Below are 24,380 nucleotides of genomic sequence, written 5' to 3' on the forward strand. Positions count from 1 at the left end.
GAAAGCCATTTATTCTTTTGTTTCCTCGATCAGATGAAACCGAATTTCGTTTGCAGCATTTTGTGCAAGCTGTTTCGCTTCTTCCATACTTGCCCCGACCGCAATGACATAGGCATAGCGATGCCCCATGGACAGCGGAGGAATCAATTTGGTGCCTTTTTTAGGCTTCACATAAACGTCAACCACTCCAGGGGAATTTTTAGCCCTTTTCTTCCCGGTTACTTTTTCCAATACCCCTTTTTTTGAAACAACGAGATACTGGGTAAAGACGTAATTCTTGCATTTTGGTTTGAGAGAGGGACTCTCCCCTAAGTAAAGTTTAAGAGTCTCTTCTACTAAATTAAAACCAAATGCAGCTTGAATCATTTTATTCATCGCACCCCCGGATATTCTCGGGTTGATTTCAATGAGTTTCCAACCATTTTTTGAAAGCCTTAACTCAAGATGCAAAGCACCGTTTATCATGCCGAATTGCGAGATGATGGAATGTAAGACATTTTCAATTCCCGTTTTCAAGTTACTTGGAACATCCGCATAGACCCCATAGCCCGTAATAATAAACCGTTTGCCTTGTGTGATTTCTTGTTTACAAATACCAGCAATCTGCACCTTGTTATTATAGACGAGGGCCTCGACTAAATATTGATCACCTTCAATATATTCTTCTAGAATGATGGATTCATCCGGGTTCTTTTCCTGTAAGCTTGCAATCTGTTTTTTCAATTGTTCATTTCCCTTTGCAAGCAACACGTCTTTGGAGCCTGTCGATTTAGGGGATTTCACCATGATGGGAAAGTGCAGCTGTGCATTTAGTGTTTCCAAAGAGTCCATCTCACCTGGTTGGATCACGAGAAATTTTGGGGTATAAGGTTGATCATGCAAAAGGTTTCTCGTTTGCTCTTTATTTTCCATGATTTCGATCCCTCTAGAGGAGAGACGGTTTGGACAAAACACATCACAAAGTATGGAAGCCTGATAGACATTTGAGTCGATAAAACTGACAATGGTTTGGATATCCTTTCCTTTTGACTTGAGTCTATTCACTTCATTTTTCATTTCAGAAATATTGTCCGTATCCACAAAAATCATCTCATGTACATCCAAGTATTCGTTTCTTTGACGCAATTGTTTTTCGTTTTTGGTGAATAAAACCGTAAAGTACCCCATTCGTTCTGCGGCTTGAATCGCTTCTCGACTGGATCCGGATTTATTTGTGCCTACAAAGACAATCGTATTCAAACGGTACACCCCCTTTAGGAACCTCCGTGAAAGCAACTCTTTATATGTTTATGGAATAAAACCGTTTTTGGCATGGGTTATGTATCATGAAAGCAGGAAAATTAGGAGAGTTGTTCGATAAGAAAATCGGATATTGCATAAACAATGGAGCGATCTAAGTGATCCGTACAAGCAAGATGAATGGATTTACATATAATGCTATACGTGAAAGGAGTGAACTTAACAACATGAAGCCCCTCTCTGTTAAACATATTAGAACTACAATTGCCGGTGATTTGATTCAAGGATCCGATGATATGATTGTTTATCATGGAGCTTATCGTCTTAAACAAGTGAAAAAGCCAAACACCGTTCTTTTTTCGAAGCAGAAGATTGTGAAATGGGAGAGGTTAAAAGAATTTTTTCCAATCGTCCTTGTCACACATCAATCGTATAGCCCAAATGAGAAATTAGAAAATTTGACCGTCATTAAAGTAAAAGATACGGAAGAAGCGTATTGGCGCTTTGTAAATGATTATCGTAACCTGTTTCAAATTCCGGTAGTAGCGATTACAGGGACTTCTGGAAAAACGACTACAAAGGAAATGCTTTGCCATATTCTTTCCGTAGGTAAAAGTGTCGCTTGTACAAACAGCAGTAATAATTCACGAACCGCTCATTTACATTACCTCCTCAGCATTGATGAAGACACAGAAGCAGCTGTTTTTGAGACGGCAGTCGGTGCCCCTGGCGATGTGCGCAATGCGGGGAAATATTTCAAACCGACCATTGGAATTATTACGAACATCGGTGCACACCATTTGAATTATTGTAAAACTTTGGAAGGATACATTCAGGCGAAAGGTGAAATGTGCGAAGCCCTTGAACAGAAAGGTGTGTTAATCGTAAATGCTGATGATCGAAATAGTGAAAAGCTTAATCTGAATCAGTATAATGGTCGAATCATCAAAGTAGGTATCCATTCTTCTTGTGACTTTAAAGCCCGCGATATCCAATACTGTCCAAACGGCATGCGATTTACTGTCCAGTATGAGCACAATGAGTATCCTATGTTCGTGCCGGGAATTGGGGAGCATCAAGTTTATAATGCGCTTGCCGCGCTTGCAGCTGCTCATGAAATGGGCATTGATTTCCATGAGATCGCACATCAGTTGAAAACGTTCCGAAATTTAAATAAGCATCTTCAACTGTTTGATGGCATTAACGGCTCGACCATTCTTGACGATACATGGAGTATCACAACGACTTCTTTGGAAGCAGCGTTAAAAGTATTAAATGAAGTTGGACAAGGAAAAAATAAAATAGCTATTTTAGGAACGATAACGGATTTGGGATCTTGGGGATATATTATCCATGAACAAGCAGGGGAACTGATCTATCAGATTGGTGTAGATGTCCTCATTACCATTGGAGAACATGCGCGCATAATGGCGGATCAAGCAGTGTACTGCGGCTTGAATGCACCTGTCTATACATTTAACAATAGTACCCTTGTTTTTGATCTCTTAAAACGGATTACCGATGAAAATACAATCATCCTGATTAAAGGAGATATGTACAGTAAACCCATTATCGAATTGGCTGTTAAATTACGGAAGAAGGAATAGCCTCCTGAAAACACTGGCGTTTAGACTCGAGTGTTTTCAGGAGGCATTTTGTTACTTCATGTATGGATAAAAGTTCCTTTCCCTCGGACAAACACCGAGCCGCATCCTGAATGCCGTTCATATCGTAAAGTATCTGAAAGAAAGGAGGGAAATGCATGGGAATCCTTTGTCCTTGTGGCGTCTCTGTCAATGCGTTCTCGAAAAGGAATCATGTTGAATTGAAGGGCAAATGCGGAACGATTACAGGTGATCTTACGTATTTGGCTGACGTTTGTATCACTACACTTGGAAAATCGACGCTTTCCTTGAAGTTTGTGGATAACGAATGTCCATCTAAAAATGACTTTCTATTTACTGCAAATGCCATTACTTCTGTTGTCTGCCAGAAGGAGAAGTTGGGTTGTTCGGTTACTGTTCGAGGAACTGGCATCGTGAATGGAAAACAATATCCCTTTACAGCGGTCTTTAAAGATCACGTTTTTCCAGGACACGATAGTGTGAGAAGCTTTGTCATAATAGGTTTCTTTGACCAAAATGGTGCCGTATTTGTCCCACAAGGCTCCATCACTGCAATAGGTTGTCAGACATTATGATCGCATGATGTTCAATTGCTTCGTTTATGAAGTGCCTATTTTTTACACAGTCATCTAAAAAGTTAAAGGGGGAGTTGAATTATGAAGGCCAGTAGCGGCCGATTGAGCCAATTTCATCTATTAAATTCTGTCGAAAGCATATCGAAGCATCTCGTAGAGACGGAACTATTCTCCAAAGCATCTTTTTACGATTTTATCGAAAAATACAATACGTTTGTCATACTGCCTGCATTTGGTCCTGGCGAGGTATGTGTGTCCGCTGTAAATAACCAGTTTAAGATCGTATCCAAATCGAAAATAGTGATATGTTCAGAAAAGGAAGCGGTTTATCAACATCTGGTACGTCATGAAATCAAGCAGAAATATTATGTGATCAAGCCATTAAAGATGAGTCGCCGGTACGCCCAAGGCAATTGTCGATATCTTGTTACCGTGCATCGGAAATCGGCTTCACATGTGTGGAGTTTACATTCTTATACCGAGAAAATGAACACTACAAATGGAAGGGGGATCTATAAATACTTCCGTCATGAAATAGGGAACTTATCCATGTTAGTTGCCAAAAAACTCGGAGAATGCTTTCCGACCTGTCATACGGTTGTAGTTGAAATTGTGTACGACATGAAAATAGGAATCTGGATTCATGATACCATGTTGCACTTACCTAGAAGTAAATGGAACCAGTATCTTACGCTTATGATGGAACGTTCACTTAAGCCTTTTACGCCACATACAGATTTATATACGATGACTACTTTACATGATTTACTTGCCAAATATCATGGAATAATCATTAAGCCCTGTAATGGTCAGGGCGGCTTAGGCATCGTGCAAGTTTCCGTAAATCATGACCATTCGTATGAAATTCATTCAGGAATCCAAAAAATGACGAAAGCGACCTTTGAGGAAACATATCATTTTATCGAAGAACATTACCTATCTGAAGAGGATTATATTATCCAACGAAGATTACCATTAGCAAGGATTAACGGCTGTCCCTTCGATTGTCGGGTGATTGTGCAAAAGGTTGACTCGGCTTGGAAAACAACCGGGAAGATTGTTAAAATCGCCGCTGAGGGCTTCATCGTTACCAATGCGGCACAGGGGTTGGCATCACTGGAGGATGCCATTCAGAATTCAAACATGCTGTCAAAACCGACTGAATCACTGGAAGCGAAGATAGATGAGATTTGTATTGCCGCTGCTGGACAGCTTGAAGAAAACAAAACTGGGATCAAGATCATCGGTTTTGATATTGGCATCACTAAACGGGGTGGAATAGGGATCATCGAAGGCAATAGCGTCCCTGATCTCTCTATGTTTTATAAGCTGGAGGATAAAAAGATGTATACGACTATCAAAAACATTGAACGCGGTTTCTTCAATGCCTCCTAAAATTATGATTTAGTACCCATACAGTCAAAACATACTTTTCATAAAATGTTAAGAGGAGAGGAGGAATCGAATTGAAACCATTACAAGTGAAAGATGTTCGGAAATTGCTTGAAGGGGATTTAATTAGCGGTTCTGAACAATGGCATGTAAAGGATGCAATCTATTATAAACGCCATGACCTGACGAAGCGACATACACTTTTATTTGTTAATAGAAGCGATGCTGTTAACTGGCATGAAATTAATCAGAAAGGTCCTTCTCTTGTCATTTCAGATATGCCGGTATCTGAGTTGAAAAATGCATTACCAAATACGACGGTCATCAAAGTGGCAAGTCTTGTCCAATCTTATTGGAAATTCATCAACTATTATCGTAGTCTATTTACAATACCTGTTGTAACGATAACGGGCACATGCGGTAAAACAACAACGAAAGATATGATCAAACATATCTTGAGTAAAGATCGCACGGTCCAAGCTTCTGTTAGCAGCCAAAATGAGCCAAGAAAATCTTTCCCTTATTTGATGGGAATCGATGAGAAAACAGATGCTGCGGTTTTTGAGCACGGACTGGGGAATTCAGGGAATATTGCGCATCAGTGTATGATTTACCAGCCAACGATTGGCATCATCACCAATATCGGTGTTCATCATTTAGATGGATGTAAAAACCTCGAAGGATATATTCGCGCAAAAGCAGAAATAGTGGATGGACTGAAGGAAGACGGCACACTAATCTTAAATGCGGATGACGAAAATACGAGAAAGGTCCCTATCCAATCATTCAAAGGGAAAATCATTTATTTTGGCGTCGGCATGCGGTCAGATTTTAGGGCTTCCAATATCCGATTCGTTAATCAGGGAATGGCTTTTCATCTGCATTATAACAAAAGAATCTATAGAGCTTATATACCTGGATACGGGGAGCACCAAGTTTACAACGCCCTTGCCGCTTTAGCGGCAGTAAATGAGATGGGGATGGACATAAAGGAGGCGCTTGCCCGTCTAGCCACTTATGAAAATATGACTAGACATTTGGAGTTCTCTGATGGATTCGGTGGAAGTACAATTATCGATGATACATGGACAAATAATCCGACATCCATTGAAGCGGCATTAAAAGTTCTAGACACCATTGGAAAAGGCAAAAATGTCATTCTTGTATTAGGCGATATCAATCGACTGGGGAATTTCGAAAAAAAATATCATCGAGAAATTGGCAGTCTCGTTGCCAAAAGAAACATTCATACTTTAATTACAATCGGAAGCAAGGCGGAAGAAATCGCAAGACAAGCGATTCAAGACGGAAGCAAAGCTACTATCCATATGGTGCAAGAAGTCAAGGGACTTAAAGAAATGTTAGAACCAGTCCTGGATAGCGATGCCATTCTACTGATCAAGGGGCCGATGTCAAGTCGTTCCATGATTGAGTTTGCGAGTAGTTTAAAAGTCAATAAGTGAAAAAGAAAAAGAAGCATTCGACCACAGTTGTGATGAATGCTTCTTTATGAGCTTAAAGTACGCGTCGTGCGGAAACATAGTTTTTCTGAGCCCAATCAGAGTTTAGACTTTCCTTCAGGACAGGCCCGGAATTGGAAAGAGAAATAAATTGATTGCCTCCGATGTAAATTCCCGTTTGCGTAATATTGGTCCTTTTCTGATCTGTTGAAAAGAGCAGAAGATCGCCCTTTTGAAGGTTGGTTTTTTGAACGGCTTTTCCGATTTGCCCTTGTTGGCTTGCGATTTTGCTTTTCAGGTCAATCCCTTGCTGTTTATAAACATAGTATGTAAAACCAGCGGGCGTAAAGGTTAATGATTTCTCTTCATATACATAACCGAATTTTGCTTTTCCTATTAGTGTTGATGCGAAGTTGACGAGTTGATTAGCCGAAGAAACATTGACAGTAGGTGATACGGCAATCGATGCATTCTTTTCATTTACAACGCGTTTGGCTGTGATATAGCGCTGATCATAATAATCAACGAAAAGAACTCGTGTGAGAATGCCGTTTGAATTTGGGATAATGATCCGGTGGTCCCCTGCGTAAATCGCAACTAAACCTGGTGTTTTTGATCCAATCGCATTGCTAAAGAAAACCAAGTCACCTTTTTTCAAATTTGCTCGGGAGACTGTCGTTCCCAATTTCATTTGTTCTTGTAGATTGGTAGTACCAACCGTTACGCCATTTTGTTTGTAAACATAGTTCACAAATCCTCCGGCTGTAAACTTCTTAGATTTTTCATCGTTCACAGTGCCCATTGTTACTTTATCTTTCAAATCATAGGAAAGACTCACAATGTTATCCTCTGTTGTCGCCGGATTTGAAGGAAGTAAGCTTGGTAGAACGCGTCGAGCCGTAATATAACTGTCTTTATAATAAGGTTTGCTGTCTAAATCGGTAATCACAATTTTTTGTGTCGGATCTGCCATTTGAATCACTTTATTATCACCGATATACATAGCTACATGATCCGGAATCTTAGTTCCTTTACTAGAGAAGAAAAGTAGATCCCCTTTTTGTAATTGATTTCTCGCTACGTACGTTCCTTGTTGCATCATATAATCTTCATTATATGTCGCTAGATCTACGCCATTTTTTTCGAAAATGTACATAAGGAAACTCGCACATGAAAATTTATAAGGATAAGTGGGCTTATACTCGGTATTACTATAAGTAGCTTTCCCAATCAAACTCTTTGCAGTTTGGATTAATTGATCCGCCTTTGCTTCAACAGCCGATTGGTTGTTTTGGATCGTTGTCGTAGCCGCTAGTACATTTGTTTGGTGCGGGAGAGGTGTTCCTAATGTACTTAGGCTGACGCACGCGATTAAAGTAGCAGTAACTAATTGTTTTTTCATACGTTGCCTCCTGAAAACTTTCTAGTAGAACTCGCAATTGATCGTAACATAGAAAGAGTTCGGCACTTGGAGGGAATTGTTTCCAGATTAAATGGTGGTAGCTCCTTAAGCCTTGCCACCATTGGGTTATCCAAGGATTTTTACAATTAGATTACAACGTGTAACAATCAAAAAAAGACTCATCTAAATTATTATCTCATCATAAAAAGCAGGTGATAACTGTACCTTAGATAAAGAGGGGAATAAGAAAGGTTTGATCGAACAAATGGAGAGGAGGTTTAGTAGGAATGAAAGAAGGTAACAGGTTGAATGTGTTAACGGAGTGAAAAAGGGGACGGAACAAGCTAAAAAATATGACGATCTCCGTTCTCGTTTTGCAAATTTCTTGAAACAGGAGCTGATTACATGCGATTGACAGGAAAAACAGCAATCATAACAGGCGGAGCAAATGGAATAGGTCTTGCAGCATGTCAACGATTTGCGGAAGAAGGGGCAAACGTCGTCATGGCGGATTTCGACGAATTGGCAGGAAAACAAAGCGAAGCTGATTTCGCCAGGAAAGGATTAAAAGCGACATTTATCCAAGTTGATGTCGCAGAGCGGAATAGTGTAAAGCAATTGGTCGATCAAACGTTAGAACGCTACGGGAGAATTGATATTTTGATCAATAATGCAGGCATTACAAAAGATGCAACTTTGGTCAAAATGGATCCACTTGATTTCCAACGTGTACTTGACGTGAACTTGACAGGTGTTTTCAACTGTACACAAGCGGTTGTCCCTCATATGCTCGCAAATGGATACGGCAAGATCATTAATACATCTTCAGTGAGCGGCATATACGGTAACTTTGGGCAAACCAATTACGCGGCAGCAAAAGCGGCGATTGTCGGCATGACCAAGACATGGGCGAAGGAATTCGGACGGAAAGGCATTCATGTCAATGCGGTTGCGCCAGGCTTCACTGCTACCGCAATGGTCGATAAGATGCCTGAAAAAGTGCTCGATCAAATGAAGAATTCAACTTCTTTACAACGACTTGGGCAACCGCGCGATATCGCAAATGTATATTTGTTTCTTGCAAGTGAGGAATCGGATTATGTGCATGGCCACGTCTTGCATGTCGATGGCGGCATCATGATGTAACGCAGCGAACAGCCAAAAAAGAGTAAAGACAAAGTCAAAAATAGACTTTGTCTTTACTCACATTTTTTCATATGCATAGGTCGGCTCGTTGAGTTGAAGATCTACTTGGACATGTAAGTCATGTCCGTCAAAAAACCATGCATCTCTACTTTCGATGTAGAACAGAATACCGTCGTGTTCTGTTTGGACCGCAATCTCCTCGGGTTTGTCCATTTTGACGCCTAGCGAAAAGCCATCATGCAAAGGACTGCTTCCCCCGTATCTGGCATAGAAATTAACGCCATCTCCTGATTCAACATCCATTTCTTCCTTGAACCAATTGAGCGCTTCTTCAGATAAGACGATTTTCATCATGTGACACCAGCCTTTCTGTTGCTATCCCCATTGTATTATAACCACTTCACTTTTGGCTCGGTTCCTGCTTTGATCCGTCCGATATTGGCACGGTGGCGATAGAAGATGAATAGGCCGAACAAACCGATCATGATCATCAAATAAGGATCCCCGGTTCGGATGTAATGATAAATGCTATACAAAAATCCGACGACGGATACGATCATCGAACTTAAAGAGACCATTTTCGTTAGTTTCAATGCGATGAAAAAAGTGATAAGAACGACGATGAAGACAGGCCAATGATAGGCTAGAACGACCCCGCCAGACGTAGCGACGGCTTTACCGCCTTTGAATCGTGCAAATATCGGAAACATATGACCGACGACTGCGAGGACCCCTGGAATGAGCGGATGGACGTTCACAGATGCGAAATAAGGCAATGCCAGCAAAAGAACTGCGGCAGTTCCTTTCAAAATGTCAAGGGTCGTTACCGTAAGCCCTGCTTTTTTTCCAAGGACACGGAATGTATTTGTCCCCCCGAGGTTCCCGCTACCATGTTCTCTTATATCCGTTTTGTAAAATAGTTTCCCGATCCAAAGCGCGGAGGGAATCGAACCTAGTAAATAGGCGAACAGTAACAATAAGATAAGTTCCATTTCATACCCCTTTTAGTTGCAGATGTCTTTAATCAGTTTAGCAGAACCACCCAATCACGACAATGGGATTCGAACGTTAATAACGCCATTTTATCGAAAAAGACTATTCAGCGTGTTGGAAGATTTTGACCTGAGACATTCCGTTTATAAAGCTAAGTTTTTCCTATCTTCGTTGCATTCAACCGCTTTCTTCTATACAATTAATTGAGCAAGCTACTGTAAACGTTGATTTGACAAGGTTTATCGGAAGCGATACGATAATATATATAGAGTGCAGAACATTTGTTTGATGGGGGTTGTAACTTGACGAAACAAAAAGAAACCTATACGTACAATGACGATTCGATACATATTCTGGAAGGTCTTGATGCTGTCAGAAAACGGCCGGGTATGTATATCGGATCTACGGATTCCCGGGGACTTCACCACCTCGTTTACGAAATTGTAGACAATGCGGTGGATGAAGCATTGGCGGGGTTCGGCTCGGAAGTGGATGTGACGCTTCACAAAGACGGGAGTGTCAGCGTGCGCGACTATGGGCGGGGAATGCCTACCGGAATACACCAAACCGGGAAACCAACAGTCGAAGTTATTTTAACTGTGCTCCACGCTGGGGGGAAGTTTGGCCAGGGAGGCTATAAGACAAGCGGTGGACTGCACGGAGTCGGTGCGTCTGTCGTCAACGCCTTGTCTGAATGGCTCGAAGTGACTATATTCCGGGACGGTCAAAAATTCCGTCAACGCTTTGAGAAAGGTGGAAAGCCGGTTACTACACTTGAACAAGTCGGAACGACACGGGAAAGAGGGACTCTGATTCATTTCAAGCCGGATCCGTCCATCTTCTCGACGATCAAATACCAATACGATACGCTGAGTGAACGCTTACGCGAATCGGCGTTCTTGTTGAAAGGTTTGAAAATTGACCTGAAGGAAGAAGGTACCGACAAACACGATGTTTTCCACTACGAAACAGGCATCGAAGCCTTCATCACCTATCTGAATGAAGAAAAGGATGTGTTGCATCCAGTTGCTTATTTGGATGGGGAATCGGATAACATCGAAGTTGAGTTTGCTTTCCAATTCAGTGACGGCTATTCGGAAACCATTTTGTCTTTTGTCAATAACGTCCGGACAAAAGATGGTGGAACACATGAAACAGGTGCCAAAACAGCGATGACACGCGTGTTCAACGAATATGCAAGGAAAACGGGCTTATTGAAAGACAAAGATAAAAACTTAGATGGAGCGGATATTCGAGAAGGGATTTCGGCAATCGTTTCAGTCCGTATCCCGGAGGAAATCTTACAATTCGAAGGACAGACGAAAGGCAAACTTGGGACAAGTGAAGCCCGTAGCGTAACTGATGCGATCGTTTCACAGAAACTGCTTTATTTCCTTGAAGAAAATGCGGAGCTCAGTGCATCACTTGTCCGGAAGGCCATCCGGGCGCAACAAGCGCGGGAGGCGGCACGAAAGGCAAGAGAAGATGCACGTTCCGGAAAAAAGAGAAAACGATCGGATACACTTCTGTCCGGTAAATTGTCACCTGCCCAATCGCGGAATGCGGCTAAAAATGAACTCTATCTCGTCGAAGGAGACTCCGCCGGCGGATCTGCGAAACAAGGCCGTGATCGGACATTTCAGGCGATCCTGCCTTTACGCGGGAAGGTCATTAACACCGAAAAAGCGAAACTGGAAGATATTATGAAAAATGAGGAGATCAACACAATCATCCATGCAATCGGAGGCGGCGTAGGATCGGATTTCCAAATCGAAGATATCGCCTACGATAAAGTCATCATCATGACGGATGCGGATACGGACGGTGCCCATATCCAAGTGCTGTTATTGACGTTTTTCTATCGCTATATGAAACCGTTGATTGAAGCCGGGAAAGTGTATATTGCGTTGCCACCACTCTATAAAGTGTTCAAAGGGGCAGGGAAAAACGAAAAAGTCGAGTATGCCTGGACGGAGGCCGATCTTGATGCCGCGATGAAAAAAATCGGGAAGGGGTATATGCTCCAACGCTACAAAGGGCTAGGGGAGATGAATGCCGATCAGTTATGGGATACAACGATGAATCCTGAAACCCGTACATTGATCCGTGTGACCATCGAAGATAGCGCTACATCTGAGCGTCGTGTGACGACATTGATGGGCGACAAAGTGGAACCGAGACGACGCTGGATAGAAGAGAACGTCGATTTTGGCATGCTTGAAGAACAAAATATTTTAGACAATGAATTTTTGCACGTCGAGGGGGATTTTGAATGACAATAACGGAACGTTATCAAGACCTGCCCTTAGAGGAAGTCATCGGAGACCGATTTGGGCGATACAGTAAGTACATCATTCAAGACAGGGCATTGCCGGATGCGCGTGATGGGTTGAAACCGGTTCAGCGGCGTATTTTATATGCGATGTACCATGAAGGCAACACCCATGAAAAAGCGTTCCGGAAATCCGCAAAAACAGTCGGGAACGTCATCGGGAACTACCATCCGCATGGCGATAGTTCCGTCTATGAGGCGATGGTACGGATGAGTCAAGACTGGAAGCTCCGGCATATGATGATCGAAATGCACGGTAACAACGGTTCGATAGATGGTGATCCGGCAGCGGCCATGCGTTACACGGAAGCAAGATTATCCGCGATTTCAGGTGAAATGCTGCGGGATATCGGGAAAAACACAGTCGATTTCGTTCCGAACTTTGATGATACGGAGCCTGAACCGACTGTCTTGCCATCCCGTTTTCCAAACTTGCTTGTCAACGGATCTACAGGTATTTCCGCCGGGTATGCAACAGATATCCCTCCACATGCATTGCACGAGGTGTTGGATGCCGTTCTGATGCGGATGGACAATCCAGATGTTTCCGTAGATGAACTGATGACAGTTATCCAAGGACCTGATTTTCCGACAGGCGGGATCATTCAAGGGACAGACGGCATTAAAACGGCTTATAAAACAGGTAAAGGCCGATTTGTCATTCGTGCAAAAACGGCAATTGAGCCATTAAAAGGCGGCAAATCACAAATTGTCGTTACAGAAATTCCATATGACGTCAATAAAGCGAATATGGTAAAGAAAATCGATGAGCTGCGCTTAGATCGCAAATTGGATGGCATTGCGGATGTCCGGGATGAATCAGATCGGACTGGTCTCCGCGTTGTCATTGAGCTGAAGAAAGACATCGATGGCAACGGAATCCTCCAATACTTGCTGAAAAATACAGACCTGCAAGTGACGTATAGTTTTAATATGATCGCTATTTCAGAGCGCAGACCGAAACTGATGTCGCTCCCGATGCTTCTGGACGCCTATATAGACCATCAGAAGGAGGTTGTCACGCGCAGGTCACAATACGATATCCAAAAGGCAAAAGACCGTCTGCATATCGTAGAAGGCCTTATGAAGGCATTGTCGATCTTGGATGAAGTGATCAAAACGATCCGGGCATCGAAAGACAAACGCGATGCTAAAAATAATTTGATTGCGAAATTCGGTTTTTCTGAAGTACAAGCTGAAGCCATTGTATCGCTCCAATTATATAGACTGACGAACACGGATATTACAGAGCTTCAGCAAGAAGATGCAGAGCTTCGTAAATTGATTGAACAGTTGGATGCGATATTGAAAAGTGATAAAAAGCTATCGGCTGTCATCAAAAAAGAGTTGACCGGCATTCGAAGACAATTCGCCGAACCTCGCCGATCGGTCATTGAAGCAAAAATCGAAGAAATTAAAGTGGATCTTGATATCCTTGTGCCGAGCGAGGAGGTCATCGTATCTGTTACGAAAGACGGTTATGTCAAACGGACGAGTGTCCGTTCTTACGGCGCGTCAAATGGCACCGGACAGGAAATGAAGGAATCGGACTACAGCCTGTTGGAAGCCCCGATGAATACCCAGCATCATCTGTTGCTGTTCACCTCCGCCGGAAATTATATCTATCAGCCAGTCCATGAACTGCCGGATATACGATGGCGAGACTTGGGACAACATATTTCGAGCATTATCCCATTGGAACAAAATGAATCGATTATCGCTGCCATTGGACTTGAAAATTTCGATGAAGATGCTTCTATCGTCACCGCTTCCGCAAACGGCTCTATTAAGATGTCGAAACTAGCGGATTATCGGGTACAACGCTATTCAAGGACCTTCAAAGCGATGGGGATTAAAAAAGGGGATTCGATGATCGATGCAAGGCTCGTCCAAGGGGAAGAGGAAGTTATCCTGTTTACGCATCAAGCCTACGCACTTCGCTTCCCGCTTTCTGAACTGTCTGTAACTGGAATCCGCACAGCAGGCGTGCGCGGTCTCAATTTGAAAGAAGGGGACCAAGTCGTCGCTATGGAAATCGTTCCGGATGACAGCGGATCGATCTTGATCGGCACCCAGCGCGGGAACGTAAAACGGTTGAGCTTGAAAGAGTTGGAAACGGCATCGAGAGCTCAGCGTGGTGTAGTGGTCCTAAAAGAATTGAAAACGAACCCTTACCGAATCATTGGTGCAAAAATCGTGAAAAATGACGATATCATCGTCCTAGCAACGGATCAGGACCAGAAGATTCCGATCGTTGCCGGATCGCTAAGATTGGTCGACCGTTATTCCAACGGCAGCGCGACAGTTGATGAGAAAAAAGACGGCATCGTCACGCATATGTACAAAGATCCGAAAGCTGAAATCGAATAAATACCTTGAAAAGTCATGGGAAAACCACCCATGACTTTTTTTGTTGCTGTAAAGAAAAAAACGAACTTTCCATTTAGGAAGTTCGTCAGCACTCAACATATGGAAAATAAAGCATTTAAAAATAACTGTTCAAGCGAATCCTCATTGTATTTCGCTATTTACTAAAGCTTTCTTAATCAAATCTGGTGTTACAACCATCCCGGAATTGACGATTTTAAGCTGCAAATTTTTCATTACACCGTTAAATTCAGGATAATTTAATTGAATTTGCTTCAGCATTAATCACTCCTTCCTAATCCATTTATTTCGTTGACAGATAAGCAAAAGCGTTTTTTAGAAAGTTTTTTTCTTCTTCCGTAAAAGGATTGAGTAAGTTGGGTTCATCATTTAGATTCGTTGACTTTATTTCAGCTGTGTCTATTTTCGATAACGTTTGGTTAGTGAGTGCTACCAACGGCTTGATAAATTTTAAGGCTTCATCAGATTCAGGATTTGTTTCGTTCGCTACAAGTCTTTTTAAATTCATAAAGAATGAAAAGTACTCTTTATCTAAATTAACTCTTTCTTCACTTCTGAAATTGTGAATAGAATCTTTGATTTTACTATAATAAATTTTTCTTTCTTGCAACTAAATACAAAATAAGGGGAGGGATTACACCGAGAAATAGTGAAATTCCAAGCATTAATTGTACCGAAAAAACTTCCTTTTTGGATGGTTTATTCATTTTTGTCACCTTTCCAATTTTTCTTAAATATAATCATAAAAGGTGACGTAGGGAGAGTATCAAGGAAATTTAAATTATTTTTTCTGTTGCGAGATTTTATTAACATAAACTTGTTGTTATGGATTTTTCACCTTAGAATTTGATTTCTTTTTTATCACTTCCTGACAGAAGACACCTATTTTAAATAATTCTCAAGGAGGAGAAGTTCAAAACCAAGCTTGTTTTAAAAGTTTCACACCTTCATTTATTTCTTCACAACTAAGATTACTAAAACCAAGTTTGATAATTGGTTCATCAGAATGGTTATGAATGAAGTAGATGGAAGTCGGGTATACTTTAACGCCATAAGAGGCAGCACGCTCAATGTACCAGTCTTCCGAACGTTTTTGATGTATCTTCACTAATACATACAAACCAGACTGTTCTCCAATAATGGAAATATGTTGCTGGAATTGTTTGCTCAACTCTGCAACGATACACTGCATTTTTCGCTTATAAACAAGACGCATCCGTTTAATATGCCTGTACCACTCTCCCTCTTCCATAAACTTCGCCATCGTTAGCTGGCTAAGAAGGGAAGTGGTACTCTCAAAACACTGGAACTGATTTCTATAGCGGTTTAAAAGAAGCTTTGGTAGCACCATATAACTTAGACGAATTCCCGGCAGAAAGGACTTGGAGAAATTCCCTAGGTAAATCACCCTTTTGGCATCAATGGAAGTAAGTGCTGGAAATGGCTGTTGGGTATAGCGAAATTCACTATCATAGTCATCTTCGATAATATAGCCATTTCTCTTGGTAGCCCACTGGATGAGCTTATGCCTTTGTTGAATGGACATGCTTACGCCTATTGGGCTTTGATGGGAGGGCGTCACATAAATTAAGCGTGACGTCCTATTTTCCAATTGCGAAAAATCTGCACCAGTTTCATCGACTGGTAAAGTTTCAAGGGTAAAACGATGGAATAGAAATGCCTCTTTTGCTCCGTCATACCCTGGGTCCTCTACGATCAGACTCGAGAAATCCTCTTTTAAAATTTGTCCAAGATGAATCAACATTTGCTGGGTGCTGCTACCAATGATAATGGCATTTGGATCTGCTTTTACTCCGCGGGATTGGAGTAAATAGGCAGCGATTTGTTTACACAAAGTTATTTCACCAAAAGGATCCCCATATTGAAAACTCTTCTGTAAGGTCAGTACTGAATTCGAAATCCTTCTCCATGCTTTTAAAGGGAAGCTTGTTTGATCTACAGCCCCTGCTTTAAAATCAACAACAATTGTTGCTGTCTCTGTTTGCTTACTAGGAATCGCAATGACTTCCTCCTGAAATAAATAAGGTTCTATTTCATTAACAAAGTAGCCTTTTCTTGCTTCTCCCCGAATATAGCCTTCTGCAATAAGCTGATCATAAGCCATCAATGTCGTATTGCGGCTGACTTGCAAGGAGTCTGCCAGCTGGCGTATTGAAGGTAATTGTCTATTGGCAGATAGGTCACCGTGCTCAATCAACGTTTTAAATCGTTCATAGATCTGTTTGTATTTTGCAGAATGATCTTCCAACGCAAAAATGAAATTTTTCATCATATCTCCCTCTGACATATCTATTTGATACAAACTGTATCTTTTTGTATGTCAATAAGTATAGTACGATTATGACGAATCATCAAAATAATCATCATTCAAATTTTTTTAATGAAGGGGATCAATTTTGTATAGGAAGGAGCTAGCGATGATGTACATCCCAAAATATTTTCACGTCAAAGATATTGACGAAATCGTAAAAATGATTGAGAAGAACTCATTTGCAACAGTAGTCACAACAAAAAAAGGGAAGCCTATTGCTTCTCATCTATCATTACAACTTTTAAAGGAGAGAGAGGACTATTTCATAACCGGACATATGGCATACGGAAATCCACAATGGCGAACATTTGAAACTTGTGAAAGTGTTCTAGTCATATTTCAAGGTCCGCATGCTTATATTTCTTCTTCATGGTATGAGCAAGAAAATGTACCTACTTGGAATTACCAGGCAGTTCACATGTACGGTCAAGCAAGCATTTTAGGAGAAGAAGAGTTAAAACAAGATCTGACGATGTTGTTAGAAAAGTATGAGAAACATCGTGAAAATCCGGTTTTATGGGATACATTATCGCCCCAGTTATTGGACGGACAATTAAAAGGAATCGTTGGTTTTAAAATAAAAGTGGAAGAAGTTCAAGCTGCTTATAAACTAAGCCAAAATCGAAATGAAGAGGATTATCATAATATCATTGAAGAATTACAAAAAGAAGAAGATCCGAATTCCATGCAATTAGCAGAAGCGATGAGAAAACTGCAAAATTACAAATAACCCGCTTATCTTTTAATTGAATGTGAAAATCCCTATTTTAAGGAACTGGAAGATTAGTGTTAGAAGATAAAAAAGATAGAGGGGATAACAAGATGCTAATAGAAGCAGTTCATATTGCCGTGCCAACAGCTTTTTTTGAAGATGAATCTTTAAATATTCAAGGGACAATAAGCCATATAAGAGATCTGTATGAACAAGGAGTGAAATCTGTTCTTGTTTCTGGAACCACCGGGGAGCAGCATAGTTTAAACCTTCAAGAGAAAATGGAATTAATAAACAGTTTAGAACTGGAAGAAGATCTCACTAATAATATTGAAATTATATTTGGTATAGCTTCCATTAGACAGAAAGAGGCGGAGGCATTAGCTGAAAAAATTCGTCATACAAAAATTGCAGGTGTTATGCTTGGGTATCCGCCGTATATTATACCGTCACAAGAAGAAGCGCTCGCTTATACAAAAAGAATTATACAACACAGTAATAAACCTACAATTTTGTATAACAATCCAAGAAGAACTGGATTTGACCTATCTGAAAAAAGTATTATTCAATTAAGTGAGATAGATGTAGTCATTGGTATAAAAGATGCTGGCAATAAAGAAAAATTGGAACGAATAAAAAAGCGCATGGATAGAAACGATTTCTATTTTTACGCTGGTGGGGAAGTTGACATAGAAGAAAAAGTATCATATGGATATAATCGCCTTTCATCCATTGCCGGGAATATTTCTCCGATAGAAATTAGAAATTGGTTTCAAAAAATAATGATGAAACAAAAAGTAAGTGAACAAGAAAGTGAAAAAATAAAAATAATTATGGAGCAGATTTATCAAGGGAATGCGATTGTAAATCTGAAAAAAATTATAAATCATAATGGAATTCCAATGGGGATTTGCAGAAGTCCAATGGGAAATGCTTAATTTAGAAAGGTAGTTCAGCAATTCATTATTCCGTAAAAATGATCTTGTACTTATTGACAAGCATTTGGAGTATTATTAGATTTTCCTATGAGAACTATAGGGAATATGATATTGTTTACGCTCCATGGCCACTCCTATAATAGAAATAAGTAGCAATGCTACAAAATAATTTGAGGGAGATGGTTGTGAATGTCAAAAGCTGTTTTTTATCATGCGGGCTGTCCAGTTTGTGTTGATGCGGAGCAAGTGGTTCTTGATTATCTTGATAACTCAAAAATTACTACAGAAATTGTGCATCTTGGTACGGAGCGAAACCGTATCAAAGAGGCAGAAGAGGCAGGTATTAAATCCGTCCCAGCTTTGGTGATTGGCGGAAATGTATATCATATCAATTTCGGCGCGAGTCTAGATGAAGTTAAAGGATGAACATCAAAAAGAAGGTGCTGCTTGTGCATCTTCTTTTTTTTAACGCATTTCTTAAAATATGCTATCACTTTTAATCGGTAAATTGCGTATGTTTGAAGTGCTATTTTACAATTCAAAGTACGTCATTTCTAACAATAAAGGCATTCCAAGCTGTAAGTAAGTTGGATTTTAAATTTGATTGTGCAAAATAACGATTAAAATAAGCGGAAATCACCTCTTAAAGTGACAATTTGTTAACCTGACTTCAGAGTTTTTAATGCATCTTTTTATCATAGGAAATACCTATCGTTATGATATAAATAACTGAATTGAACAAAAAATCCATCCCCTTTATACTAAATCAAGAGCTGGATATCTTTTCAGAAAGGAATTGAAACTTCATAATGGGCCAGCTTTTAAGGGGGAATAATAAATGGAATATTTATTTAAGCAAGATCCTGCTATAGCTAATGCGATTCAGCAAGAGCTCTATCGACAACGTAACAAGATTGAATTGATCGCTTCAGAAAACTTCGTAAGCGAAGCGGTTATGGAAACGATGGGTACAGTCCTAACGAATAAATATGCAGAAGGCTACCCTGGTCAAAGATTTTACGGAGGTTGTGAGCATGTTGACAAGGTAGAGGAGCTAGCTAGACAAAGGGTGAAAAATCTATTTGGAGCAGAACATGCTAATGTACAACCTCATTCAGGATCGCAGGCTAACGCAGCGGTTTATTTTGCCGCTGTAAATCCAGGAGATACAATCCTTGGTATGGATCTATCACATGGTGGTCATTTGACGCATGGTAGTCCTGTAAATTTTTCTGGGAGGCTCTACCGCTTCGTTTCTTACGGTGTTCATGAACAAACCTATCAGATTGATTATGATGAAGTAAAGAAGCTTGCCCATGAGCATAAACCTCGCATGATTGTTGTAGGGGCAAGTGCTTACCCGCGCACGATCGATTTCGAATCCTTTGCTCAAATTGCTGAAGAGGTGGGCGCATTATTCCTTGTAGATATGGCCCATATTGCTGGCATTGTTGCAGCGGGCTTGCATCCGAATCCGGTGCCGTACGCTCACTTTGTAACAACTACAACTCACAAAACTTTAAGGGGACCTAGAGGGGGAATCATTTTATGCCAAAAGTCTTGGGCGCAAGCGATTGATAAAGCAGTTTTCCCAACTATTCAGGGTGGTCCGCATATGCATATGATTGCTGCTAAGGCGGTTGCATTTGGAGAAAATTCCAAACCCGAATTTAATTTATATATGATGCGTGTACTTCAGAACGCCAAAGTATTAGCCCAAGCATTGATGGCTGAGGGTTTGAATGTTATCTCGGGAGGCACCGACAATCATCTAATCCTCCTAGATCTTCGTAATGTCGGGCTGACAGGCAAGGATGCACAGCTACTCCTTGATGAGATTGGTATAACGGTAAACAAAAATGCGATTCCATTTGATCCGACAAGCCCGTTAATAACAAGTGGAATTCGTCTCGGTACACCTGCCGTGACCACAAGAGGGATGGGGCCAGATGAAATGAAGGAGATTGGACGCATCATGGCCCAAGCATTGAAAAACCCACTACAGTCAATGTTGCTTGAACAACTCAGCGGAAGGGTCAAGGAAATAACCACACAATTTGCATTGTATGATTAGAATATTGGTCGAAGGGGGAACATCAATGAATTTCAACAACACTAGAGTGGATTCAAATTCCAAAGTAGCATTCGAACAAGCTAAAAATGTAATACCAGGCGGGGTGAATAGTCCTGTTCGCGCTTTTTCATCAGTTGGCTTAACCCCTGTTTTTATTGCAAGAGGTGAAGGATCCCACATATATGATATTGACGGAAATGAATTCATTGATTATATCGGTTCATGGGGACCTTTGATACTCGGACATGCCCATCCAGAAGTAGTAACAGCTATACAACAAGCAGCGAAGTATGGTGCAAGTTACGGATTGTCTACGGAGATTGAAATAAATGTGGCTAGATTGATATGTGAAAGAATCCCATCCATTGAAATGGTGCGCATGGTTAGTTCTGGCACAGAAGCTACGATGAGTGCATTACGTTTGGCACGAGGGTATACAAAACGGCAAAAAGTTGTGAAATTTCAAGGCGGCTATCATGGGCATGCCGATCCATTGTTAATCAAGGCGGGTTCAGGTGTGGCTACATTAGGTTTGACAGACAATCCAGGAGTACCCAATAGCGTTACCGCCCATACCATTACAGTGCCTTATAATAGCATGGAGAGTATCCGACTTGCATTTGAACAATTTGGAGAACAAATTGCAGCTGTCATCGTTGAACCTGTGGCAGGAAATATGGGCGTTGTACCTCCAAAGCCTGGATTTCTCCAAGGGCTACGTGAGATTACCGAGCAATACGGAAGCCTCCTAATTTTCGATGAGGTAATGACGGGATTTCGTGTGGACTATCATGGTGCGCAGGGGCTGTACGGAATCAATCCGGATCTTACCTGTCTTGGAAAAATTATAGGCGGAGGGCTGCCTGTTGGTGCTTATGGTGGTAAGCGAGAAATCATGGAGCATATTGCTCCCGCCGGACCTATTTACCAAGCAGGTACATTATCAGGTAATCCGCTTGCAATGTCGGCTGGATATAAGACTTTACAATTGCTAGAAGAACCAGGAATCTATGGTGAGTTGGATAGAAAAGCGGCCAGATTGGCAGAAGGATTTGCAGAAAATGCCCGATTGACAAATATACCTCTAAAAATAAACAGGGTGGGCTCCATGCTTTCCATCTTTTTTACGGAACAAGAGGTTGTCGATTATGAAACTGCTAAGAGTTCGGATATGCAGTTTTTCAATAAATATTATGCAAGCATGTTGGATTTCGGTATTTTGACACCTCCTTCACAATATGAAGCGATGTTTGTTTCGGCAGTCCACTCTGACGAAGATATTGAAAATACAATCAAGGCACATTACCAAGTATTGAATAAAATGGGCATTGAAAGAGGTGAATAATTTTGGGATTTACCGACATACGTAAACTTTTTCCGATACTGGACCAAAAAGTTAATGGGCATCCACTCGTCTACTTAGATAGCGCGGCATCAGCGCAAAAACCGATTCAGGTCATTAAAACTTTGAAACACTATTATGAGCGAGACAATGCAAACGTCCATCGGGGTGTACATACATTGAGCTCACGTGCTACGGATGCCTATGAAGCAGCACGGATAAAGGTATCTAATTTCATCCATGCAAAATCAGAACAGGAAATCATCTTTACTCGTGGTACAACATCCTCTATTAATCTTGTGGCGAGCAGTTATGCGCGAAAGGTTTGTCAAGAAGGGGATGAGATTGTGATCTCCGCTATGGAACATCACAGCAATCTACTTCCTTGGCAGCAAGTGGCAAAAACAACGGGAGCAGTCTTGAAATATATTCCACTGCAAGCTGACGGGACATTTTCTATAAAAGATTTTGAGCAAAAAGTCACCAACCGCACCAAAATTGTGTCCGTCTCGCATATTTCTAATGTATTAGGAATTGCTAATCCGGTGAAGCAAATGGCTGCGATTGCTCATAAGCACGGTGCTGCCATCATGGTAGATGGTGCACAGAGTGTTCCACATATCAAAGTGGATGTTCAGGAGTTGGATTGTGATTTCTATGCCTTCTCAGGACATAAGATGTGTGGACCAACCGGTATCGGAGTATTATATGGAAAAAAAGAATTGCTTGAGCAGATGGAGCCAATCGAATTTGGAGGAGAAATGATTGATCATGTCGACCTACATGAGGCATCTTGGAAAGAACTGCCCTGGAAGTTCGAAGGAGGTACTCCCATCATAGCGGGAGCAATTGGCTTGGGCGTGGCCATTGATTTTCTTGAACAAATTGGATTGGATGTCATAGAAGAGCATGACAAGCAATTGACTCGCTATGTGGTAGAACGAATGAAGCAAATCGAACATTTGACAATGTATGGTCCAGAGAAAGACCGTTTTGGTTTGGTGACCTTTAATTTAGACAAAATTCATCCACATGATCTGGCTACGGTTCTTGACACGTTAGGAGTAGCGATTCGTGCCGGGCACCATTGCTGTCAACTGCTTATGAAGCATTTTGGTGCCAGTGCTACGGCGCGTGCAAGCTTCTATTTGTATAATACGGAAGAAGATGTCAATCAATTCATTTCAGCACTGCAGAAAACAAAAGAGTACTTCAAGGAGTGATGCTGTATGGGTCATATAGAGAACAATGCCCTATTTCCTACATATGCGAAACACCCTATTTCGTTAGTCAGAGGAGTTGGTAGTCGATTATGGGATGATCAAGGCAAAGAGTATTTGGATTTTATGGCTGGCGTTGCGGTATGCAATTTAGGACATGTACCTGTGAAAGTGAAACAGAGAATCCGGGAACAACTGGATCAAGTATGGCATGTCTCAAATCTATTTCACGTACCTAGTCAAGAGAAGCTTGCACAGCTACTTGTCAAACATAGCTGTCTGGATCATGTTTTCTTTTGTAACAGTGGTGCAGAAGCCAATGAAGCAGCAATTAAGTGCGCCAGAAGATATCATCAGCGTGTACTGGAAAATAAGAGGTACGAGATCATTACGTTTGAGAAATCATTTCATGGGCGTACCATGGCAACATTGACCGCGACTGGGCAAGACAAAGTCAAGGATGGTTTTTTTCCTTTACCTCAAGGATTTAAATATGCGCGCTTTAACGATCTTCAATCTGTAAAAGAACAAATGAATAATCGAACCGCGGCGATAATGATTGAACTAGTGCAAGGCGAAGGCGGGGTTTATCCAGCGGAGCCCGAATTTGTGGCTGAAATTTCGGCCTTATGTAAGGAGCATGGGGTGCTACTCATTATCGATGAAGTACAGACTGGAATGGGACGGACGGGGAATTTGTTTGCGTATGAGCATTATGGTATTGAACCGGACATCATCACGCTGCCAAAGGCTTAGCCAGTGGATTTCCGATTGGCGTGATGATGGGAAAGCAAAAAATTCGAGACGCTTTCTCAGTAGGAAGTCATGGTTCAACCTTTGGGGGCGCTCCTCTATCGGCAACAGCTGGGCTTGCCACGCTTGAGATGCTACTAGAGGAACGCATTACAGAACATGCTGCACAAGTAGGAGCATATGCATTACAGCGGCTGAAGAATCAACTTAAGCATTATCCTATCGTGCAAACCATTAGAGGGATCGGACTCTTAATTGGGATTGAATGTCGTGAACCGATCGTTCAGATAATACATGATTTGCTTAAAGAAGGGCTGCTCGTTCTTGCTGCAGGTACTCATGTGATTCGCTTGGTACCAAGTTTATTAATAACTGAAGAAGAAATCGACCAAGCTGTTGCACTTATTGAACGCGTGTTGAAGAAATATTGAAAATTGCAGTCATTTCTGGCACTATT

20 protein-coding genes and 1 pseudogene are annotated in these 24,380 nt (G+C 41.3%); 14 read left to right on the plus strand and 7 right to left on the minus strand.

What is annotated here, in order from left to right; genetic code table 11:
• Positions 1-9: 9 nt before the first annotated feature.
• Positions 10-1,239 (minus strand): ATP-grasp domain-containing protein, encoded by a 1,230-nt coding sequence (locus tag ACFPRA_RS00650; protein WP_381429407.1) that lies wholly within the window; start codon positions 1,237-1,239, stop codon positions 10-12.
• A gap of 158 nt (positions 1,240-1,397) precedes the next feature.
• Between ACFPRA_RS00650 and ACFPRA_RS00655 the strand changes: the two genes are divergently transcribed.
• The 4 genes from ACFPRA_RS00655 (at position 1,398) to ACFPRA_RS00670 (ending at position 6,294) form a co-directional block, all read left to right on the plus strand.
• Entirely contained in the window at positions 1,398-2,846 is a 1,449-nt protein-coding gene (locus ACFPRA_RS00655) for a Mur ligase family protein (protein WP_381429410.1), read from the plus strand.
• A gap of 155 nt (positions 2,847-3,001) precedes the next feature.
• Positions 3,002-3,439: a hypothetical protein gene (locus ACFPRA_RS00660; RefSeq protein WP_381429412.1), complete on the plus strand. Its 438-nt coding sequence runs from the start codon at positions 3,002-3,004 to the stop codon at positions 3,437-3,439.
• Between the two features lie 81 nt (positions 3,440-3,520).
• Positions 3,521-4,834: a YheC/YheD family protein gene (locus ACFPRA_RS00665; protein WP_381429414.1), complete on the plus strand. Its 1,314-nt coding sequence runs from the start codon at positions 3,521-3,523 to the stop codon at positions 4,832-4,834.
• A 71-nt stretch (positions 4,835-4,905) separates the two neighbouring features.
• Positions 4,906-6,294: a Mur ligase family protein gene (locus tag ACFPRA_RS00670; protein ID WP_381429416.1), complete on the plus strand. Its 1,389-nt coding sequence runs from the start codon at positions 4,906-4,908 to the stop codon at positions 6,292-6,294.
• A 52-nt stretch (positions 6,295-6,346) separates the two neighbouring features.
• On the opposite strand, the gene ACFPRA_RS00675 is transcribed toward ACFPRA_RS00670, so the two are convergent.
• Positions 6,347-7,693, minus strand: a complete 1,347-nt coding sequence (locus ACFPRA_RS00675; protein WP_381429418.1) for a C40 family peptidase — start codon at positions 7,691-7,693, stop codon at positions 6,347-6,349.
• A gap of 405 nt (positions 7,694-8,098) precedes the next feature.
• Here ACFPRA_RS00675 and fabG point away from each other — a divergent pair, with 405 nt between their 5' ends.
• A complete protein-coding gene (gene fabG, locus ACFPRA_RS00680) occupies positions 8,099-8,839 on the plus strand; it encodes a 3-oxoacyl-ACP reductase FabG (protein WP_381429420.1) in 741 nt (246 codons plus the stop codon).
• A 57-nt stretch (positions 8,840-8,896) separates the two neighbouring features.
• On the opposite strand, the gene ACFPRA_RS00685 is transcribed toward fabG, so the two are convergent.
• Positions 8,897-9,190, minus strand: coding sequence for a HesB/YadR/YfhF family protein (locus ACFPRA_RS00685; protein WP_381430528.1), 294 nt, complete (start codon positions 9,188-9,190; stop codon positions 8,897-8,899).
• A gap of 38 nt (positions 9,191-9,228) precedes the next feature.
• Positions 9,229-9,831 (minus strand): glycerol-3-phosphate 1-O-acyltransferase PlsY, encoded by a 603-nt coding sequence (gene plsY, locus ACFPRA_RS00690; protein ID WP_381429422.1) that lies wholly within the window; start codon positions 9,829-9,831, stop codon positions 9,229-9,231.
• A 303-nt stretch (positions 9,832-10,134) separates the two neighbouring features.
• Between plsY and parE the strand changes: the two genes are divergently transcribed.
• Positions 10,135-12,108, plus strand: coding sequence for a DNA topoisomerase IV subunit B (parE, locus tag ACFPRA_RS00695; RefSeq protein ID WP_381429424.1), 1,974 nt, complete (start codon positions 10,135-10,137; stop codon positions 12,106-12,108).
• Positions 12,105-14,534 (plus strand): DNA topoisomerase IV subunit A, encoded by a 2,430-nt coding sequence (parC, locus tag ACFPRA_RS00700; protein ID WP_381429426.1) that lies wholly within the window; start codon positions 12,105-12,107, stop codon positions 14,532-14,534. Before parE ends, parC begins: the two co-directional genes overlap by 4 nt.
• Before the next feature lie 141 nt (positions 14,535-14,675).
• Here parC and ACFPRA_RS00705 read toward each other — a convergent pair whose 3' ends face one another.
• The 3 genes from ACFPRA_RS00705 to pdxR all read right to left on the minus strand — a co-directional run bounded on the left by ACFPRA_RS00705 (position 14,676) and on the right by pdxR (position 16,842).
• The gene (locus ACFPRA_RS00705) at positions 14,676-14,813 is read right to left on the minus strand and encodes a hypothetical protein (protein ID WP_381429428.1); all 138 of its coding nucleotides are present in this window, start codon (positions 14,811-14,813) and stop codon (positions 14,676-14,678) included.
• A gap of 22 nt (positions 14,814-14,835) precedes the next feature.
• On the minus strand, positions 14,836-15,162 hold the full coding sequence (locus tag ACFPRA_RS00710; protein WP_381429430.1) for a hypothetical protein: 327 nt from the start codon (positions 15,160-15,162) through the stop codon (positions 14,836-14,838).
• Between the two features lie 303 nt (positions 15,163-15,465).
• Positions 15,466-16,842: a MocR-like pyridoxine biosynthesis transcription factor PdxR gene (gene pdxR, locus ACFPRA_RS00715; protein ID WP_381429431.1), complete on the minus strand. Its 1,377-nt coding sequence runs from the start codon at positions 16,840-16,842 to the stop codon at positions 15,466-15,468.
• A gap of 151 nt (positions 16,843-16,993) precedes the next feature.
• Between pdxR and ACFPRA_RS00720 the strand changes: the two genes are divergently transcribed.
• From ACFPRA_RS00720 to ACFPRA_RS00750, 7 genes and pseudogenes are all read left to right on the plus strand, one after another.
• Positions 16,994-17,614, plus strand: a complete 621-nt coding sequence (locus ACFPRA_RS00720; RefSeq protein WP_381429432.1) for an FMN-binding negative transcriptional regulator — start codon at positions 16,994-16,996, stop codon at positions 17,612-17,614.
• A 56-nt stretch (positions 17,615-17,670) separates the two neighbouring features.
• Positions 17,671-18,534 (plus strand): dihydrodipicolinate synthase family protein, encoded by an 864-nt coding sequence (locus ACFPRA_RS00725; protein ID WP_381429434.1) that lies wholly within the window; start codon positions 17,671-17,673, stop codon positions 18,532-18,534.
• A gap of 189 nt (positions 18,535-18,723) precedes the next feature.
• Positions 18,724-18,960 (plus strand): thioredoxin family protein, encoded by a 237-nt coding sequence (locus ACFPRA_RS00730; protein WP_381429436.1) that lies wholly within the window; start codon positions 18,724-18,726, stop codon positions 18,958-18,960.
• A 412-nt stretch (positions 18,961-19,372) separates the two neighbouring features.
• On the plus strand, positions 19,373-20,608 hold the full coding sequence (locus ACFPRA_RS00735; protein ID WP_381429438.1) for a serine hydroxymethyltransferase: 1,236 nt from the start codon (positions 19,373-19,375) through the stop codon (positions 20,606-20,608).
• A 25-nt stretch (positions 20,609-20,633) separates the two neighbouring features.
• The gene (hemL, locus tag ACFPRA_RS00740; protein WP_381429440.1) at positions 20,634-21,953 is read left to right on the plus strand and encodes a glutamate-1-semialdehyde 2,1-aminomutase; all 1,320 of its coding nucleotides are present in this window, start codon (positions 20,634-20,636) and stop codon (positions 21,951-21,953) included.
• 2 nt (positions 21,954-21,955) lie between these two features.
• Positions 21,956-23,173, plus strand: a complete 1,218-nt coding sequence (locus ACFPRA_RS00745; RefSeq protein ID WP_381429441.1) for a cysteine desulfurase — start codon at positions 21,956-21,958, stop codon at positions 23,171-23,173.
• 6 nt (positions 23,174-23,179) lie between these two features.
• A pseudogene (locus tag ACFPRA_RS00750) lies at positions 23,180-24,354 on the plus strand (acetylornithine transaminase).
• Positions 24,355-24,380: the final 26 nt, after the last annotated feature.

The organism is Sporosarcina soli (genome assembly GCF_042655805.1).
GTDB lineage: Bacteria > Bacillota > Bacilli > Bacillales_A > Planococcaceae > Sporosarcina > Sporosarcina soli.

Bases quoted from the DNA above. Each gene is read 5' to 3' on its own strand.
- ACFPRA_RS00660 (WP_381429412.1), top strand. From the start codon at position 3,002: ATGGGAATCCTTTGTCCTTGTGGCGTCTCTGTCAATGCGTTCTCGAAA.
- ACFPRA_RS00665 (WP_381429414.1), top strand. From the start codon at position 3,521: ATGAAGGCCAGTAGCGGCCGATTGAGCCAATTTCATCTATTAAATTCT.
- ACFPRA_RS00675 (WP_381429418.1), bottom strand. From the start codon at position 7,693: ATGAAAAAACAATTAGTTACTGCTACTTTAATCGCGTGCGTCAGCCTA.
- fabG (WP_381429420.1), top strand. From the start codon at position 8,099: ATGCGATTGACAGGAAAAACAGCAATCATAACAGGCGGAGCAAATGGA.
- ACFPRA_RS00685 (WP_381430528.1), bottom strand. From the start codon at position 9,190: ATGAAAATCGTCTTATCTGAAGAAGCGCTCAATTGGTTCAAGGAAGAA.
- plsY (WP_381429422.1), bottom strand. From the start codon at position 9,831: ATGGAACTTATCTTATTGTTACTGTTCGCCTATTTACTAGGTTCGATT.
- parC (WP_381429426.1), top strand. From the start codon at position 12,105: ATGACAATAACGGAACGTTATCAAGACCTGCCCTTAGAGGAAGTCATC.
- ACFPRA_RS00705 (WP_381429428.1), bottom strand. From the start codon at position 14,813: ATGCTGAAGCAAATTCAATTAAATTATCCTGAATTTAACGGTGTAATG.
- pdxR (WP_381429431.1), bottom strand. From the start codon at position 16,842: ATGAAAAATTTCATTTTTGCGTTGGAAGATCATTCTGCAAAATACAAA.
- ACFPRA_RS00720 (WP_381429432.1), top strand. From the start codon at position 16,994: ATGTACATCCCAAAATATTTTCACGTCAAAGATATTGACGAAATCGTA.
- ACFPRA_RS00730 (WP_381429436.1), top strand. From the start codon at position 18,724: ATGTCAAAAGCTGTTTTTTATCATGCGGGCTGTCCAGTTTGTGTTGAT.
- ACFPRA_RS00735 (WP_381429438.1), top strand. From the start codon at position 19,373: ATGGAATATTTATTTAAGCAAGATCCTGCTATAGCTAATGCGATTCAG.
- hemL (WP_381429440.1), top strand. From the start codon at position 20,634: ATGAATTTCAACAACACTAGAGTGGATTCAAATTCCAAAGTAGCATTC.